The organism is Dactylosporangium sp. NPDC051485 (genome assembly GCF_040682015.1).
In the GTDB taxonomy this organism is placed as follows: Bacteria; Actinomycetota; Actinomycetes; order Mycobacteriales; family Micromonosporaceae; genus Dactylosporangium.
Genome location: NZ_JBFAZW010000080.1, coordinates 1 through 14246 on the forward strand (window position 1 = coordinate 1; position 14246 = coordinate 14246).

Genomic DNA, 14246 nt, shown 5'->3' on the forward strand with positions numbered 1-14246 from the left:
ATCCGCGCGCACCTCCCGAACCCGACCTCGCCCCAACAACAAACGCGGGCTGACCGGCGTCACCAATCAGCCCGCGTTTAGCACCAGTCACCTAGCCGTCGTCGGGCCGGAGATGCCGGAGAGGCTGGAGGGCCGTAGGGCCTCACGATAAGTCGGGCGCTCCGCGCCACGACTTATCGGATTTTTCGCCTGGCAGAGTTTATGTCCGGAATGCCCTGTGCCTTCCCCTCTCCCTCATGCCGCCTGTCGGGGGATACATCCGACAGGCTTGCTCGGATGCCCGGGTTTGGTCTTGGGGTTGGCAGTGGGGGCGGATTCGACATACGGTGTATAGAGTTTTGGTGTGAGGGAGGGATTTTGCGGGTCAGTGCCTCTGCTGTGTCGTTCAACGTCCGGGATGTTGCGGCGTCCAGCCGGTTTCTGCAGGAGTGGTTCGGGTTTCGGGAGGAGATGGCGGCGGACGGGTTCGCGGCGCTGAGCCGGGAGGACGTCGGGCACAACGTGGTCTTCTTGCGCCAGGGGTTGGGGACGCTGCCCGAGGATCAGCGGGACGTGCACGCCGCCGGGGTCATCCTCGCGTTCGTGGTCGACGACCTCGAAGGGGAGCTCGCGCGGCTCGAGCAAGGGGGAGTGGCGATCACGATGCCGCTGACCGTGGAGGAGTGGGGGGAGCGGGCGTTCCAGGTGCGCGATCCCAACGGCGTGATCGTGCAGCTCGTGGACTGGAACGGGCAGCCGGGGCGGTGATGCCGGGTCAGACCCGCCAGATCCAGACGTCCATGACGTGCTCGGCGGGGCCGAAGAGCCGGTCGCCGGCCTGGTGGATGGCCTCGCTGTTGCCCTGGCGGTCGGGCAGGACCACGAAGTCGGCCTTCCAGTAGTCGGCGTCGGCGCGCGCCTGGGCCTGCTGCTCCGGGGTGATCTGCGGGACGTTGCCGTCGTTGCCGACGCTGCCGAGGAGGCTCAGCGTCGGGCGGCCGACGGCGCCGTACATGGCGGTGCCCTTTGGGTCGTTCGGGTCCGGGGCCAGGAAGTAGCCGCCGACGATCTTGATGTTCAGGCCGGTCTCGGTGGACCACTGCATCGCGTCCAGGGCGGTGTACCAGTCCAGCGGGACCGGCACGACCGTCGAGTTGGCGGGGATGGTCTTGCGCCAGGCGCCGCTGGTGAAGAACGCCGGCACGGCGTCGCGCTCGCTGGCCGGCTGCGGGGTCGGGATCAGCGGGAACAGGGCGACCGCCAGGGCCACGGCCCACAGCCAGCGGGCCGCGGGCGTGGTCTCCTCGTCGTCCGGCTGGGGCCGCGCCTCGAGCGTCGCCGCCGCGCCGGAGCTGTCGGAGATGGCGGCGCCCATGCCGCGAGCGTGGTGAGCGGGTTCCGGGGAGACGGGCGCGCTGCCGGCGTGGGGGAGATCGGTGGCGTCTGAGGGGTGCGTGGACGCGACCGGCGCGGCGGGGGCGGGGGCGGGGCGTGGGCCGACCACGTAGCGGTCGATGAGCAGGGCCAGGAAGACGCCCAGCAGGGGCGTGACGACGAGGGCCAGGCGGGTCGGCACGACCGAGTCGAGCAGGGGCAGCTCGTGCATCCAGCGCCACGGCCCGGTCCAGCCCGTCTCCTCGCCCTGGTACTTGACGTCCGAACCCAGGGAGAGGGCGGCGAAAGCCAGGGCGGTGATGATGACCGCGCGGGCGGCGCGGACGCGCACGAGCGCGACCGCGGCGGCGGCCAGCAGGCCGACCAGGGGCAGGCCGAGGAAGGTGTTCTCCTCCGTGCGGCCGCCCATCTTGTCGGTCCAGTCGACCTTGTCCGGCGCGAAGATGGACCGGCTGCTGAATCGGGTGAATGACGCCAGGTCGGTGCTGAAGGTATGCACGAAGTCCGGCAGGCCGTGATAGGCCTGCGGGCCGGCGAACTGGTGGTACAGCGGGTAAGCGAGCAGTACCGCGGTGAACGCCACTGCGATGCCGAGGGCGGGCGCGGCGTTGCGGATCGCCGCGGCGTAGTCGCGCGGGTGGAGGTACGCCAACAGGAAGATCAGCAGGGCGACCGCGGTGAGGAACAGGATCTCCTCGTTGATGAAGCATTGGACGAGCACCACCGCGCCGAGTGCGAGTCCTCGTCGCAGTGGGGGGCCGGGGTCGCGCAGGCGCAGGACGTTCCACACGATGAACGGGATGAGGAACTGGCCCGCGATGTTCGGGTGCGAGGTGCTCTGCGAGATCATCGATGGGGCGAAGCCGCAGAACAGGCCGCCGACGTATGCGGCGATGCGGGAACCGACCACGTGCCGGGAAAGGACGAAATACCACGCGCCGGCCGTGGCCGCGAGCGCTATGGTATCGATTAGCACAAATGTCGTACCGGCGCCGAACAATAGCGTGATCGGGGCCAGGGGCAGACCGAGCCCGAGCACGGAAGTGTTCGCCATGAGATTGACGCCCAGCGGTGCGTTGAGCTGGTCGGTGAAGAACGGGTTGTCGCCGTGCGTGAACAGTCGCGCCGCGTGGGTCAGCACCCATTCGAAGAACACCTGGTCCTGGCCGTTGTCGGCCATCAGGCGCCGTTGGGGGGCGGCCCAGAGGTGCTGGAGGACCACCACGGCGAACGCCACATAACTCAGCAGCGCGGCCGCCAGGTGGCGGCGCTCGGCGGCCTTGTCCCCAGGATTCACCGTGTCACCATAGACGCTGCTCGTGGCCGATCCCAGGAGTGGCGTGGGGACTATCGGCGCCGATACACTACGCCAGTTCCTGCCAGACACGATCGGCTTTCACGTAGGGGTGCGACAGTGCCGGACCCGAACGCGGCCATCCTAGGTGATCAGGGCATCCAGTCGGAGGTGCTCGAAGGCCTCGCGATGGCCAAGAACCACCGGAAGTGGTTCGTCGCCTTCGCGACGCCGTACCTGGGCGACGACCCCATCGAGGTCAGCGCCGGTCTGGGCGACTACGCCGCGGAGTGGCTCGAGCACACGTCCCGCATGACGCTCACCGAGGCCGACGCGGGCCGGATCGTGGCGCTCAAGGAGCGCTTCGCCGACCACCCCGGGGTCACCGTGCGTGAGCTGCTGCTGCCCGGCGAGGTCAGCGGCGAGCACAGCGCGGCCATCTCCTACAACGTGCTCGAGCACATCGACGACGACATCGGCGGCCTGCGCACCATGCGCTCCCTGGTGCGCCCCGGCGGCCACCTCGTCATCGTCGTGCCGGCCTTCCCGTTCGCGATGGGCCCGGCCGACATCGCCACCGGGCACGTGCGCCGCTACACGAAGAAGACCATGCGCGAGGCCCTCGGCGCGGCCGACCTGGAGATCGTGAAGCTGCACTACGCCAACTCGCTGGGCCTCATCGGGTACTACGTGTCGACCTGCCTGCTCAAGCAGATGCCCGGCCCGGGCGCGATGGTCAAGTTCTACGACACCACGGTCGCCCCGCTGACCCGGCTCATGGAGCGCGGCTTCCGCCCGCCGTTCGGCCAGTCGGTCATCGCGATCGCCCGCCGGCCGCTGGACTCCTGACCGACCGCACGTTGCAGGCCGTCACCCGTCGGGCCGACCCCTGTGGTTCTGGCTGATGGACCCGGGCGACCTGGCCCGCCCTCCGGAGCCGGTCGAGAGGCCATCCGCAGTCCGCGGGCGAGATGGACGGCGGGCGGGGCCATTCGCAGTCTGCGGGCGAAACGGAAGGCGGGCGGGGGCATCCGCAGTCTGCGGGCGAAATGGGCGGCGGGCGGGGCGGAGTAGTCGCCGCGTGCCGGGGTAGCAGCGGCCGCGTGAAGACTGGAGCAGATGGCCGGCCGGGCGAGGACCGCCGGCACCGGGTGAGCGTGGCCGCGCAGGCGCAGCCGGACCGCTGCTGGTTCGGCTTCGGCGAGCCGACCGAGCCGGTCGGACCCGACGGGACGTGCCGCGAGGGTGGCGTGTTGCAGACCACGCAGCAGTACATCTGGGCCTTCACCGCCGACGACCGCGGGCGCAGCGTGTGGTGGGGCACCACCTCGAACGCCACCGGCGCCGGGATGGCCACCGTCTCGCCGGACTTCGCCGCGGCCGGCCTGTCGACGCTGACCCGGCCCTTCCACGACCCGGAGCACGTGACCGTCGAGTTCGAGGGCTCCTACAACGCCGTGCACCACGTCGGGCCCGCGCAGGGCATCGTGGGCGAGGCGATGCCGGTGCAGGTTTGGCAGTACGACATCGAAACCGGCGAAAGCGTCGAGCGCACCCCGACCCGGGCCGAGTTCCCGGGCATCGACGACGTCGTCGGGCTGCGCGCGGCCGGCTCGCTGGGCGACGTGGTGTTCGTCGGGGGCATCGAGACCGCGCTGGACCAGGGCGCGCAGGCCGGCGGCACCGTGGTGCTGCTCGCCTACCGGGCCCACGACGCGAAGTTCCTGGGCTGGAAACGGTTCCCGGAGTGGGACAACCTCAAGAACTTCGTGGTGGCCGACGGCCGGCTGTACTTCGGCGTCGGCCTGGCCCACCCCGGCGACCCCGGCACCGGCTCCGGACCGAACCCTCCGACCGGCGCCGTGCAGCGCTGGACCGGCGACCCGCGCGACCCCTTCCGGTTCGAGGAGGTCGGCCGGCTGGGCAACCAGCCCGCGTACTTCACCGTCCACCATGGACGGCTCGTGACCGGCACGTGGGCGGGGACCGGCAGCGAGGAGGCGGCCGGCGTGTACGTCAGCCCGCCGCTGGAAGACCTGTCCACATCGAACAGTGCGAAGTGGACGCTCGTGTTCACCGCCGCCGGGTTCTTCCCCGACCCGATCACCGCGGGCACCATGGTCTCCTTCGCCGTCACGTCCTACGAGGGCTGGGTGTACGCCACCTTCGGCGTCCCCAGCGTCGAGCCCGCGATGACGCACCACATCGCGAAGTACCCGCAGATCCCGAAGCACACGCTGCCGCATCTGGCGCTGGCGTACCTCAAGAGCTCACCGGCCGGCGTGGTGTACCGGATCCGCCGCCCCGGCGAGGCCGACCAGGAGATCGAGCTGCTCTACGGCGAGCGCAAGTACTGGGTCTACGACCCCGCCACCGAGGGCTGGACCCGCCAGGACAACCTGCTGCACCAGGACCCGAAGTTCGGCGCGGGCGGGTTCGACGACCGCTGGAACGAGTACGTCGGCTGGGGCGCCGCCGTGTTCCGCGGCAAGCTGTACATGGGCACCTTCCACACCGCCCGCGTGCTGCGCGACCTGACCCTGAACCCCGAGACCCACCTGCTGGAGGAGGTGCTCGGCCACCAGGTGTCCAACGTGGAGCTGCAGCTGCTGCGCCGGTTCGCCTTCCCGGACGAGCGCGCCGCCGGCCAGGTATGGGTCTTCGACGACGCCGACAGCCCGGCCCACCCGCTCACCACAACCGGCTTCAACAACGCCTGCAACTGGGGCGTGCGCGGCGTACTGCCGATCGGCGACGAGTACCTCTTCTTCGGCACCAACCAGGGCTGGCAGTACCCGGCCGAGCCCCGCGACGACCCGCCCCGCCGGGCCGGCTGGCAACTGCTCAAGATGACCTGAGCACCAGCCGCCGGTAGATCTCCTCGGCCCGCCGCAGGTGGACAGGCCGCCGAGCAGGCGCAGGGTGAGCGCCACCCGGGCCTGGAGGCGGCGTACGCCGAGCCGCGCCTGGCTGTTCACCTTGTGTGGTTTGCGGGGGATGGCCGCCGGTTGGCCTGTCGAGGGGGTTAGCCTCGCTGGCGTGCTTGACGGGGACTTCGAAATCCATCTGACGCTGCTGGCCGATCCGCGGCTCGCCGGTTTCGCCGTGGCGCAGGGGCTGAAGTACACCCGTATCGTGCTCGACCGCGGTGTGACTCCCGACCAGCCGATGCTGACGCTGCGCACCCGCGGTCGGCTCGCCGTCGTGGCCGCCGAGGCGCACGGCTGGGAGGAGCGGCTGGCCGGGGACGGATTCACGGTGGTGCGGGTGAAGGTGGAGGCGTCGCCGTTCAACGTTGGTGTGCTACAGCTCGATGCGGAAGCCCCACCGGACCGATACTTCGAGCACCACGTCAAGCTGGTCGTCGATAGAGCCGGTATCGATCTGGCCCGGCGAATTAGCCTGCGGCACACCGCGCATGTGTCCCGCAACGCCCGCCGCGGTGACCCCGACGGGCACCATGAGCGGTTCGTCACCCAGCGTTGCCGCGGCTGTGGCCGCCCGGAAGCACGCCGCCGCCTCGACGCACTGCTCGCGGAACTCACCTCGGCCGGGCTCACGATCGTCGAGGTCGAACAGGAGTACGTCGTGCTGGACAGCAACCCGGCTGTGGACGCCGGCTGGATATCCGCATGAATCCGCACCGCTCGGCGATCGATCACATCCTCGCCCTCATCGGTGACTCGCCCCTGGCGGATGCGCTGATCCTGCGCGGCAGCGTCACGATGCTGGCGTGGGTGGGACCGCACGCGCGCGAACCTGCCGACCTCGACTGGATCGTGCGGCCGATAGCCGTCCAGCCCCAGGATCGCTGGTGGCCGTACCCGTATGTGGACGGGCTGCACCGCGTGCGTAGCGCGCCGGAGACCGTGCACCGCAGGCCACGAGACGAGCTGTGGGCGGCACAGGACTACGATGCCGAGGGCCACCGGCCACGCCTGCCGCCGGACGGGTTGCGCTGGCTGCGCGCCGACGATATCGAGCCCGACCGGCCGCACATGGATCTGCTCGAACTGCTGGAAGCTCATCCGCTGACACCCGACGGGGTGCGGCTCGACCCCGCACGAGCCGAGTTCGACGCCGCCTTCGGCTACAGCTATGAGACGACGGGATACGACGGGACGGGCGTGCGTGTCATGGTGCCGTTCGACGGCGGTGCGGTACAGATCGATTTCGCCTACGACGAGACGCTGCCCGAGCCCGCGGTGCTGACCGCGATCCCGCGCATCGACGGCACCCCCACCGCACTCTGGACCGCGAGCGCGGCGCTGTCACTGGCCTGGAAACTTCAATGGCTCGTCGCCGACCACGCCGATCGAGGCGACGGCGACGGCAAGGACCTCCACGACGCCGTGCTCCTGGCCGAACTGCCCGGGATCCGGCTGTCGCCACGGCTACGCCGGATGCCAGGCGTTGCAGAACTCGACCCGGCGACGGTTAGGACCTGGACCGTCACGAACCACCCCTCCATGCAGGAGGCCACCACAGACTGGCTCGACCGCCTCGCCCGCGCCCTCGAACCGCTCTTACCCGGTCGCCACGACCCCGACGCCAACCACCCCTAACGACCCCCGACTGCCCCTCCAGCCCGCAGGAGGACGCGCCACTTCGGCAACGTCGCGAGCCTTGGTCGGGAAAGACGGCCATGTATCACCGTACGTCACCGGCGGGGATGAACGCCAGAGCGCTCTCGGCGGCATGAGCGTGCACCATTTGACATTGTCGTTACCGTTCGGGGCGGTGATTCTGGGCGAGGTAGGGGATAATAAATCTCATGGGGCAGCTGTCATTCTTCAGTCGCACGGAATTGGCTGCCATGCGTGACCGGACCAGGTCTCGGCGCTATTGTCCGGCGACGGAGCAGTTCCGTCGGGAACATGAGCGGCATCGAGCGTGGGGCCTTGCTCAGAGGCACGCCGAGAAGCTACGCCGCATCCATGGTGGCGTCCCGCCGGTGACCGCGGCCGACGATCAGCGGCCCGACCCGGCCCCCACGCAGGTCCCGCCGACGCTACCGCCCGAACAGGCCGAGCGACGGCCGGATCAGGGGGTTGCCGGCGGTCACCTGGCGGCGGCCGAATGCCGCGAAGACCCCGCCGACCGGGTCGTCGCCGACCACGCCGATCCCGCACCGGGCCGCAAGGGCGGCACGGCAGCGTCCGGGCGCGCCCGCGCGGGCCGTCGCGCACCAACACCACCGCCGCCGTCACGCCGGCCCGCCGGTGCGGCAACGCGTCGCACAATCGGTCGCCATCCGCGCTCACCGGCAGCGTATCGCAGCCGGTTCTTGCATCTGCCACGTCCGGCCGGCTGTCAATTCCGCCGAAGCCTGCGAAAGGTCGAGCGCCATCCCAACGCCCCACCGGCGGAGCATTGCAGTGAATACGTGCTCATCGGCAGGACCGAGCGCCGGCGCAATCCGGCGAAAGGCACGGAGCGTGACCCCGCGGCGACCGCCGCCTCCTGCTCCGCCGTCACTCGCCGCCATTGATGGGTCGAACGTTCGATCATGGCCGACAGCGTAGGCGGCCCGCGAAGGGTCCTGGCGCCCCACACCGCGCCGGGGCGGTATCAAATGCGGGAAGGCCACGCCGACCGGAAGCACGCCAGGACGGAGCTAGCTCCAGGCCACGGCTCGCACGGACGGCGGCAGATCAGGACGCCCGGATCATGAGAGTTCATCACTGGGCAAGCTGGCGGCAGGCATCCCGGTCGCGTGGTAACCCGGCCTCCTTGAATACCAGCCCGCAGCTCCCGTTCTTCGGATCCCAGAGTTGGTCGTTGACGACCAGAGCCCGAAGGAGCGCACGCTGTGAGTCGGTCAATGGCCGGCCCGGGCCGTACGGCTCGGCAAACGCAAAGCGCACTATGGCGCCCCACCCGTCGTCGAACCCGGTCCAACTGTCCCGCCTGGCAACCTCGCAAGCGGCCGTTGCGATCCTGTCGAAGTCGGGGGCGATGCGGATCGCTGCGGCGACGAGTTCAAACTGGTGCAGGCTTGGAGGCGGCGGCCCCGCCAGTGTGGCAAGGACCAGCTGTTGGCTCCGCGGATCGTCCTCGTGGGCAAGCGCGGCCCGCAGCCGGACCGCGGGGTCTGGGTCAAAGAGCAGGTCGCGGAGATCCACGCCCAGCTGGCCGAGGCAGCGGACCCAAGGGGCTCGCGGTCCGGGGCCGCGTTGCAGCCAGTCGCTGACGACGGCAGCGAGGTCCTCGCGCCGGTCTATCAGTGGCGCCATCCGGGCGATCGCCACGAGATTTTCCGCATAGAACAGAGCGCGGTCAGGCACCGACGTTTCCAGCAGCGCAAGCACCACCGGGTATGCCGCTGCCACGGCATCGGCGACGTCTGGCAGTTCCTCGGCGAAGTGAGGGTTCCCTGCCAGGTCGGTGACGCTCGAGGCCGCGTCACCCAGAAACGCTACGAGCGAATCGACCGTGTCCGGGTGCGCCCGGCCTTCGGCGAGCAGCGCGGTCACGGCCCGGACGGCCGGCGCAGTCGCGGTCTCGGGGAAACCCTGATGCAGCACCGCGACTTGGAGGTGCCCCAGCGCCGCCTCGCGGGCCTCGGCATCGCCGAACTCCAGCGCGCGCAGATGCTCCGGGGTGTCTATCGCCCGGCCGTACGCGTGCCGCAGCTGCCACCAGTCAACCGTCATCATGGACGCTCCGCTTCACTGAGGAGACACCGATGATGGCAGGGCCCGCTTCAACCACACCACGCGATTGGCTGAGCCACATGATCGATTGCAGGCCCGGTGGGCTCGATGACGCGCAGTGATGCGTTCGGCTCCAGCTCCGCCCCGGTCTCGTCACACCAGGCGACCACCGCAGCCCAGAACAGTCCCACTGCACACCCTCGATCACGTCGACGCCCGACCCGTCACGCTCGGTCGCATGATCATGCCAGCAGCCTGGGCGGTGGCGTGTGCGGGCAGCGCGCAGCGGGCGGGTCACCTATTGTTTCCCGCCGTGACTGACGCTGCTGAACCGGCCTCGATCGACGAGCCGGTCGCGATACAGGAAAAAGAGAGGCCGGCCGCGGGCCAGGAGCCGGCCGCAGCGGCCGCGGACGAGGAGGCGTTCGCCCCCGCAGAGCGGGCCGCCCCGGGCTCCGCCGAGGAGCCGGCCGCCTCGGATGACGACGATGACGACGAGCCGGGCGGCGAGCCCGTCCCGTCCCGCGGGCGGGGGCGCCTCGCGCTGATCGCCGCGGCCGTGCTGCTCGTAAGCATCGTGACCGGCGGCGGGGCCGCCTGGTGGCTGCTGCATCCCGACCCGCGCGGCGTGGCGGAGGACTACTTCGCCCGCCTGGCCGCGGGCGACGCCTTCGGCGCCCTGCGCGACGTCGACAAGAGCTCGCTCGCCGCGGAGCTGCCCACCGCGGACCTGTTGCTCAGCGGCGCCGCCCTGGTCGACCCGGCGTCGCGGCCCCAGCACATGAAGGTGATCCACGTCGCCCAGTCCGGGGACAGGGCCACCATCACGGTGCAGTACCAGGCGAACGGCGCGACGGTAACGCAGACCCTCGACGCGCAGCGCCGCGGACGGCAGTACCAACTGGAAAATCCGCTTGTCAAGCTGTCCTTCACGAACCTGTCGGACGCGGAGAAGCTCAAGGTCAAGGTGAACGGCGTCGCGGTCGACCCGGCCAAGAACGGACCCGCGTTCCCGGGGGCGTACGCCGTCACCACCCCCGCGAACGAGCTGTTCGACGGCCGGTCCGTCACGGTCGTGCCGGCGGCGGACGACGTTGCCGTGATCACGCTGCCGGCGCCCACCATGTCGGCGGACGCCAAGCCCAAGGCCGACGCGGCGATCAACACCGCGCTGCAGACCTGCTTCGGCGCCGCCTCCCCGCAGTTCGTGGTCGCCGCCGGTACCCCGGGCACGCCCACGTCCTGCCCGGCCCTTCCCGGGACGTTGACCTCGATCGACATGATCGGGAACCCTCCGCTCGAGGCGCTCGAGGGGATGACGATGACGCCGGGGAGGATGGTCGCCACCTCCGGGGCCACGCTGACGATCACCAAGCTGCCCACCATTGCGTATACATCCGGGGCGGGCGGCGAAATGCGCTTCACCGGCAGTGACACCGTCGTGCGCTGGTCCGTCGTCTGGACGCTGTCGGACGGCCGCAAGTTCGACGGCAAGTCCGGCGACATCACCATCCAGCCGAAGGGTCACGTCGGCCTCGACGCCTCGAGCAAGATCAAGGTCACCTTCGACTGACGCGCCGCTTCCCGACGCCGCCGTCGGCACGACGGCGGCGCCCGGCGACCCGGACGGCCAACATCCTGGACGGTATCGGCTGCCGGCGCAGATCTTGACGGCGGCAGGAGTCGAGACGATGGGCGCGGCGAGGCGTGGCGGTGCGAGGCGTGGCGGTGCGAGGCGTGACGGCGGTGGGCGCCCGGCGGCGGACGCGGCGATGCCAGGTGCGGCACCGGGCGACGAGCTTCGCCAAATTCGGCACGACAGGAAGCCTTGGCCTCGTCGTGCCGGTCACCCCCTGTCACGCGCACGGCCGGCTGGCGCGCACCAACGGCGGCATGAGCGGAAACCAAGATCACCGTCCAAAGATCGGTAGGCACGACTGCGGTCCCCTACGGGCACGATCCTCGGCGCGACGGACCGGCTGCTGGGGCGCACCGCTGCACACTGCCTCCGGCAAGCTCGCCACCAGCGAGGTAATCGTCGGACCGGGTGCGGCGTCGTGACCATCGAAGCCTATGACACGCGACCCTTACAGAGCACGTCGCTTAGGGTGCCCGGCCGGCCCGCAGCCAGGCGAAGTAGTTGTCGAGGTGCTGCGGGTACATCATCCGGTTGACGACGCCGCGCCACCGCGGCGGCTCCTGGCCGGGCGTGCCACGACCGGCCGCGTCCTCGAGGGCCGCGTTGTACTCCAGGTGCGCCGCCAGCCGTGGGAACACCACCTCGTCGAAGGTCCGGCACACCCCGGCACCGTGCTCGGCCGCCGCCTCCGGCGTCCGCAGGCTCCACATGTCGGCGCCAGGAGCGAAGGCGAACTCCGGCGGCGGGTCGATGCGTCCGGACAGCTGCCCGAGGCCGTCCTCGACCCTGCCGCCGGACCACGCAATCCAGCGCTTCGTGCCCGCGCCGAAATTGATGTAGTACGGCGCAAGCCCGGGATAGTTGGAGTTCTGAAACCACAGAGAGGCCGCACCGACGCCGTCGACGACGCGCAGGAAGCGCCCCTTCTTCTGGTCCTGGAACCCGTGCCCGCGCAGAAACGGCCCGACCTGCCCAGCCATCATCTGGTTGAACGCCCGCCGCACCTCCGACACCACGCAATCACGGTATATCGAACGCAGACCGAGGACGCGGACCCTGAGGGGGCACGGCGCGTGTATCGATCTTGAGCGACCAGCGCTCACGCTCGTCGCAGGACCGAGCGCGGCAGCGTGATCGGTTCGGAAGACACGGAGGGTGACGGCGGCGGGCGAGGCCGGCGCGCGCCCTCAGCGGCAGATCAGTGCACGTGATCTTGACGGAAGTCGGCTTCAGTGGTCCCAGGCGCGGATCCGGGCGACATCGCTGTCGTCGAGAGGCCGGGCGATCCACGTGCCGTCGACTGGTTCGCCGTTCTCGTCTTGCGGTTCGTTCAGGCACGTGTACACCTCGCCGTGTCCATCGTGGACGACGACGTACGCGCCGTGGTGCAGTAGCAGGTGCTGCCGCTCGATGTCTGCCATGGTCTGCGGATGGCGAAGTCGGATGCCGCCGAACTCGTCGCGGTCGGCCAGGTCGGCGAAGATCCTGATCATCCGCTCGCACGGCACATAGGTGCGGTACTGCCCGTCACCGGCCTTGTCCCACATGATTGCTTCGCAGTTGGGGCAGGAGTACAGGCGGCTCAGCGCCGCCTGGCGCAACTGCCTTACCTCCCACTCTTCCGTTGTGGTTGCGTCCGCGTACAGCAGCTTGTCGGTTGCCCAATCGGGGAGGACCTGGAATCCGTCGTCGGGAATCGGCGACAGGTTGTGGATGTACCCGCAGCGGCAGGCCAGCTTTGGCATGGCCACATGATCGCCTCCCGGCCCGGCGTCACGCGACCTCAATGGACACTCGGTCCTGGGACCGCGGCCGTTTCGGCCACAGTTCCTGACGATCGGTGACCGCCCGCGCGCACCGGTCGCGGCATGTGCGCGCATCCGATCATGGTGTTGATGCTCGGGGTGTCCTCGGCGGCTCCACTGCCTCGACGTCGATGTCCCGCCTCGGCGAGAATGGACACCGCGAAGCCCAACTAGCCTCAAGGAACTCGCACGCTTATGATCGCACTCCTTGCTGAGGACACAGACTTCGAGCCGTCGTCTCCGTATCTGTTTGAGCCATCGCAGCGCGGGTCGGGCGACGTGCTGAGCGAAACGGACCTGCACTACACGGTCTTCCGCTCGTACGTGACGCTGGCCGTGGCCGGCACGGCTGTCATCGGTCCTCGCCGCCGCGTCCCGCTGTTCGACTTCCTCGTCTCCGTCGCCCGGCTGATCGCTGCGCTGCGCGCGGATAGGGCGTACACACTGACCTTCACCGAGGCGGCCGACGTCGTCGAGTTCCGCCCCGTGGCCGGCGAGCGAGTGGAGGTTGCTGCCATTGATCCATACCGCTGCGATGACCATGGCGTCCGACCCGCGGACCCTGAACCGGATTGCTTGGCCCAGGTGGACCGGCCCGAGTTCCTGGAAGCCCTGACAGGATTTCTTTCGTACGGCCGGCAGCAATTGCTTGACAACGTTCCCGGGCTTGATCGCAGCCCGTACGCCGGAGAGCTGTTCGTCCAGGAATAGTGTGTTCCAGCCCGGCACTGGCGGCCGAGCAGGTCATCAAGCGACACCAGTCAATGCAACTTCGGTTACCGCCAAGGAGCCGTGCACGCTCATTGGCATGTCCGGAAGCCGGGCAACCCAGTCTGCCGTGACGCTCCGTAGCGATCGGATCGCGGCATGTGAGTGCACATGATCTTGTCGGACTTGGTGGCTCCGGGCCATACCATCGTCGAGTGCGGATCGAGTTCACGTACAGCCGAAGTCGGCAGTATTTCCGGGCGCAGCTGCGGGCTGGCGCGTGGCGTTCGGTCCGCTCGGCGCTGCTGCTGTCCGGGGTGCTGGCTGTCGGCGGCGCGTTCGCCTCGCTCGGCGGCAGTGGCTCCCGGGTCACCGCCGTGGGAATCGTGGCAGTCACCGTGGCGGTACTGATGGCACTGGGGGCACGTCACCGGTTCGTCGATGCCGTGACCGTCCCAGCAGCATGGCATGCTCCCCGCACCTGGGTGATCACCGAGGATGTCCTCGAGTCCAGCACGGATCTAACCTGGCAGCGATGGACTTGGCGGGCTGTTCGCCGCGTCGAGGAGCGGCCGGAGGCGTACCTGTTCTGGCAGGACGGCCCGCCCGTGTTCGACCTGCCCCGAGCGCCGCTGACCGCCGCCCAAGAAGCCGACCTTCGAATGCGCCTTGTTCGGTGCGGGCTGTTGTGGCCGACCGACGAACCCGATCATCCGACGCTTCGGCGATCCTGAGCTGCTGCCGCGCTCGACCGCCAGCTTTACTACCTC

The 14246-nt window shown here is 69.6% G+C and carries 12 protein-coding genes; 8 read left to right on the top strand and 4 right to left on the bottom strand.

Going from position 1 to position 14246, the window contains the following annotated elements:
• Positions 1 to 357 precede the first annotated feature (357 nt).
• On the top strand, positions 358 to 747 hold the full coding sequence (locus tag AB0M46_RS35450; RefSeq protein ID WP_363343400.1) for a VOC family protein: 390 nt from the start codon (positions 358 to 360) through the stop codon (positions 745 to 747).
• A 7-nt stretch (positions 748 to 754) separates the two neighbouring features.
• Here the strand turns inward: AB0M46_RS35450 and AB0M46_RS35455 are convergent, their stop codons facing one another.
• A complete protein-coding gene (locus AB0M46_RS35455) occupies positions 755 to 2671 on the bottom strand; it encodes a hypothetical protein (RefSeq protein WP_363343402.1) in 1917 nt (638 codons plus the stop codon).
• Positions 2672 to 2857: 186 nt separating this feature from the next.
• Here AB0M46_RS35455 and AB0M46_RS35460 point away from each other — a divergent pair, with 186 nt between their 5' ends.
• The 4 genes from AB0M46_RS35460 (at position 2858) to AB0M46_RS35475 (ending at position 7233) form a co-directional block, all read left to right on the top strand.
• A complete protein-coding gene (locus AB0M46_RS35460) occupies positions 2858 to 3517 on the top strand; it encodes a class I SAM-dependent methyltransferase (protein ID WP_363343495.1) in 660 nt (219 codons plus the stop codon).
• Positions 3518 to 3771: 254 nt separating this feature from the next.
• On the top strand, positions 3772 to 5526 hold the full coding sequence (locus tag AB0M46_RS35465; RefSeq protein WP_363343404.1) for a hypothetical protein: 1755 nt from the start codon (positions 3772 to 3774) through the stop codon (positions 5524 to 5526).
• A 64-nt stretch (positions 5527 to 5590) separates the two neighbouring features.
• Positions 5591 to 6304: a hypothetical protein gene (locus tag AB0M46_RS35470; RefSeq protein ID WP_363343406.1), complete on the top strand. Its 714-nt coding sequence runs from the start codon at positions 5591 to 5593 to the stop codon at positions 6302 to 6304.
• A complete protein-coding gene (locus tag AB0M46_RS35475; protein WP_363343408.1) occupies positions 6301 to 7233 on the top strand; it encodes a nucleotidyl transferase AbiEii/AbiGii toxin family protein in 933 nt (310 codons plus the stop codon). Before AB0M46_RS35470 ends, AB0M46_RS35475 begins: the two co-directional genes overlap by 4 nt.
• Positions 7234 to 8349: 1116 nt before the next feature.
• On the opposite strand, the gene AB0M46_RS35480 is transcribed toward AB0M46_RS35475, so the two are convergent.
• Positions 8350 to 9327 carry a hypothetical protein gene (locus AB0M46_RS35480; protein WP_363343410.1) on the bottom strand — a complete coding sequence of 326 codons (978 nt, stop codon included), beginning with the start codon at positions 9325 to 9327 and terminating at the stop codon, positions 8350 to 8352.
• A gap of 310 nt (positions 9328 to 9637) precedes the next feature.
• On the opposite strand from AB0M46_RS35480, the gene AB0M46_RS35485 reads away from it, so the two are divergent.
• Entirely contained in the window at positions 9638 to 10897 is a 1260-nt protein-coding gene (locus AB0M46_RS35485) for a hypothetical protein (protein ID WP_363343412.1), read from the top strand.
• A 530-nt stretch (positions 10898 to 11427) separates the two neighbouring features.
• On the opposite strand, the gene AB0M46_RS35490 is transcribed toward AB0M46_RS35485, so the two are convergent.
• Together AB0M46_RS35490 and AB0M46_RS35495 are read right to left on the bottom strand one after the other, a co-directional pair.
• Positions 11428 to 11979, bottom strand: coding sequence for a DUF4304 domain-containing protein (locus AB0M46_RS35490; protein ID WP_363343414.1), 552 nt, complete (start codon positions 11977 to 11979; stop codon positions 11428 to 11430).
• Positions 11980 to 12192: 213 nt separating this feature from the next.
• The gene (locus AB0M46_RS35495; RefSeq protein WP_363343416.1) at positions 12193 to 12708 is read right to left on the bottom strand and encodes a hypothetical protein; all 516 of its coding nucleotides are present in this window, start codon (positions 12706 to 12708) and stop codon (positions 12193 to 12195) included.
• A 255-nt stretch (positions 12709 to 12963) separates the two neighbouring features.
• Between AB0M46_RS35495 and AB0M46_RS35500 the strand changes: the two genes are divergently transcribed.
• Entirely contained in the window at positions 12964 to 13479 is a 516-nt protein-coding gene (locus AB0M46_RS35500; protein ID WP_363343418.1) for a hypothetical protein, read from the top strand.
• Positions 13480 to 13691: 212 nt separating this feature from the next.
• Positions 13692 to 14210 carry a hypothetical protein gene (locus AB0M46_RS35505; RefSeq protein ID WP_363343420.1) on the top strand — a complete coding sequence of 173 codons (519 nt, stop codon included), beginning with the start codon at positions 13692 to 13694 and terminating at the stop codon, positions 14208 to 14210.
• Positions 14211 to 14246: the final 36 nt, after the last annotated feature.

Coding starts and splice junctions, on each gene's coding strand:
- AB0M46_RS35460 (WP_363343495.1), top strand. CDS start 2,858: ATGGCCAAGAACCACCGGAAGTGGTTCGTCGCCTTCGCGACGCCGTAC.
- AB0M46_RS35475 (WP_363343408.1), top strand. CDS start 6,301: ATGAATCCGCACCGCTCGGCGATCGATCACATCCTCGCCCTCATCGGT.
- AB0M46_RS35480 (WP_363343410.1), bottom strand. CDS start 9,327: ATGATGACGGTTGACTGGTGGCAGCTGCGGCACGCGTACGGCCGGGCG.
- AB0M46_RS35495 (WP_363343416.1), bottom strand. CDS start 12,708: ATGCCAAAGCTGGCCTGCCGCTGCGGGTACATCCACAACCTGTCGCCG.
- AB0M46_RS35500 (WP_363343418.1), top strand. CDS start 12,964: ATGATCGCACTCCTTGCTGAGGACACAGACTTCGAGCCGTCGTCTCCG.